4 protein-coding genes are annotated in these 2590 nt (G+C 47.0%); all 4 read left to right on the top strand.

Translation table 11 applies throughout. The features are described 5' to 3' along the window. On the top strand, window positions 1-216 hold a 216-nt coding region (locus STRDD11_RS13890), incomplete at its 5' end, for a hypothetical protein (protein WP_206512689.1). 428 nt (window positions 217-644) lie between these two features. Then, complete coding sequence (gene lacA, locus STRDD11_RS08475) at window positions 645-1070, top strand: galactose-6-phosphate isomerase subunit LacA (RefSeq protein ID WP_128836961.1); 426 nt, start codon at window positions 645-647, stop codon at window positions 1068-1070. A gap of 18 nt (window positions 1071-1088) precedes the next feature. Then, window positions 1089-1604, top strand: coding sequence for a galactose-6-phosphate isomerase subunit LacB (gene lacB, locus STRDD11_RS08470; RefSeq protein ID WP_128836960.1), 516 nt, complete (start codon window positions 1089-1091; stop codon window positions 1602-1604). A 12-nt stretch (window positions 1605-1616) separates the two neighbouring features. Then, window positions 1617-2546: a tagatose-6-phosphate kinase gene (locus STRDD11_RS08465; RefSeq protein ID WP_128836959.1), complete on the top strand. Its 930-nt coding sequence runs from the start codon at window positions 1617-1619 to the stop codon at window positions 2544-2546. The last annotated feature ends 44 nt before the right edge of the window (window positions 2547-2590 follow it).

Below are 2590 nucleotides of genomic sequence, written 5' to 3'. Positions count from 1 at the left end.
GTGCTTTTGTTGCTTCCTATCGGAAGCTTTATCTATAACCTCAAAACCTCCACTGGAGCTTTTGAGCAATCAGCTACCGCGCCAAAAGTTTTTTACCAAAACAAAGCGAGACTGAAGGACTTTTATACGGTATCTTCTAAAAGATCCATCCTTCTGTGGATGAGGGCGCAGCCATCATGGGCGTCTGTCTCAGCCTCACTGCTAAAAGCAAACTAGAAGACTGTATCCCTGTTAAGAAACGATTCTGTTCGCTGTCTCTCGCTTTTCAAGGAAGGCAATAGAAAGAAGAATCGGCCGTTTTCGAATAAGTCTGCTATCATCAGCTCCTCTGGTCTGCTTCATTTGCCGGCCCGAAACAGTCCTGGAGCTGACGAAGTTTGAAGAGATTGTCGAAAGAGTATAAGAGTTAGAGAGCGGGGGCTTTTTGAGGTCTCGCATGAAGCTTGTATAAGGATTGGAAAGAATTTCAAGGCTCACAGGAGTCTTTTTTGTTTGCTGTAATCATAATTTCAAAAATATTGATTATTTTAAACAAAAATCATTGACAAAGAGATAAAAAAGGTGTATATTATGATTGTAAGAAACAAATGGTGTTTCTAATAAACAAAATTCTGCGCAGATAAATCAAAAAAAGGAGAAGAAGAATGGCAATTATCATTGGAGCAGACGCTGCTGGTTTAAGATTAAAAGATCTTGTAAAAGATTTTCTGCAAAAGGAAGGTTTCCAAGTCCGTGATGTAACAGCAGAAGGACAGGACTTTGTCGATGTGACGCTGGCAGTAGCCGGTCAGGTCAATGAAGAGGAAGGCAATCTGGGCATTGTCATTGATGCCTATGGGGCAGGGCCTTTCATGGTCGCCACCAAAATCAAGGGGATGGTGGCAGCGCAGGTGTCAGATGAACGGTCAGCCTATATGACCCGCGGCCACAATAATTCACGCATCATTACTATGGGAGCTGAAATTGTCGGAGATGAGCTGGCCAAGAACATTGCCAAGGGCTTTGTCAACGGCAAATACGACGGCGGACGTCATCAAATCCGTGTGGACATGCTGAACAAGATGTGCTAAGAGAAAGGAAGGACAAAGATGAAAATTGCGATCGGATGTGACCATATTGTCACCAATGAGAAAATGGCGGTAGTGGATTTCTTAAAGTCAAAGGGCTATGAGGTGCTGGACTTTGGGACTTACGACCATGTCCGCACCCACTATCCTATCTATGGCAAGAAGGTGGGCGAAGCAGTAGCCAGCGGTCAAGCTGATTTGGGAATCTGTATCTGCGGAACGGGAGTCGGCATCAACAATGCCGTCAACAAGGTGCCTGGTATCCGTTCCGCTCTGGTCCGTGATATGACGACGGCCCTCTATGCCAAGGAAGAGCTCAATGCCAATGTCATCGGCTTTGGCGGCAAAATCACTGGTGAGCTGCTGATGTGCGATATTATCGAGGCTTTTATCCATGCTGACTATAAGCCAAGCGAAGAAAATAAGAAATGGATAGCCAAAATCGAGCATGTGGAGACCCATAATGACCGCCAAGCAGATGAACATTTCTTTGCAGAATTTCTGGAAAAATGGGAACGCGGTGACTATCACGACTAAGGAGATGGGCCTATGATTTTAACGGTTACGATGAACCCTTCGATTGATATTTCCTATCCGCTGGCTCATTTCAGGCTGGATACGGTTAATCGGGTGGCAGATGTTTCAAAAACGGCTGGCGGCAAAGGGCTCAATGTCACCCGGGTTTTGGCCGAATGCGGGGAAAATGTGCTCGCAACCGGCCTTATCGGCGGAACGAACGGCCAGTTTCTGCTGGACCATTTACCTTCCGGCGTTCAGCCTTTCTTCTATACTATTCAGGGTGATACCAGAAACTGCATTGCAATCCTGCATGAAGGGCAGCAGACAGAGATTTTAGAAGCCGGTCCGACTGTTTCAGCGGCGGAAGCTGATGGCTTTCTGCATCACTTTAGGCTGCTGATGAAGTCAGCTCAGGTCATTGCCCTTTCGGGCAGCCTGCCGGCGGGGCTGCCGGTGGACTACTATGCTCGCTTGATCAGTATTGCCAAGGAGGAAAAGCGCAAGGTGGTGCTGGACTGTTCAGGAAAAGCCTTAGAGGCAGTTCTCCAATCCGACTGCAAGCCGACGGTCATCAAGCCCAACAGAGAGGAGCTGTCTCAGCTCTTAAATCGGGAGGTTTCGGCAGATTTGGAGCAGCTGAAATCCGTTTTGAGCGATCCCCTTTTTGCTGGTATTGACTGGCTAATCGTCTCCTTGGGGGCAGACGGTGCCTTTGCCAAGCACGGCAGCACTTTCTACAAGGTTCAGATTCCAACGATTGAGGTGGTCAATCCTGTCGGTTCGGGGGATTCGACCGTTGCTGGCATTTCCTCCGCTCTTCAGCATGCCAAAGAGGATGAGAGCTTGCTCAAGCAAGCCATGGTTTTGGGGATGCTCAATGCTCAGGAAAAAATAACTGGACATGTCAATCTGGCCAACTACGACACACTTTATCAGCAAATCACAGTAAAAGAGGTATAAATATGGTACTGACAGCACAAAAACGAAAATATTTAGAGAAATTA

Origin of the sequence: Streptococcus sp. DD11, assembly GCF_001578865.1 — a bacterium.
Lineage (GTDB): Bacteria > Bacillota > Bacilli > Lactobacillales > Streptococcaceae > Streptococcus > Streptococcus panodentis.
This window is presented reverse-complemented; position numbering and strand designations above follow the sequence as displayed.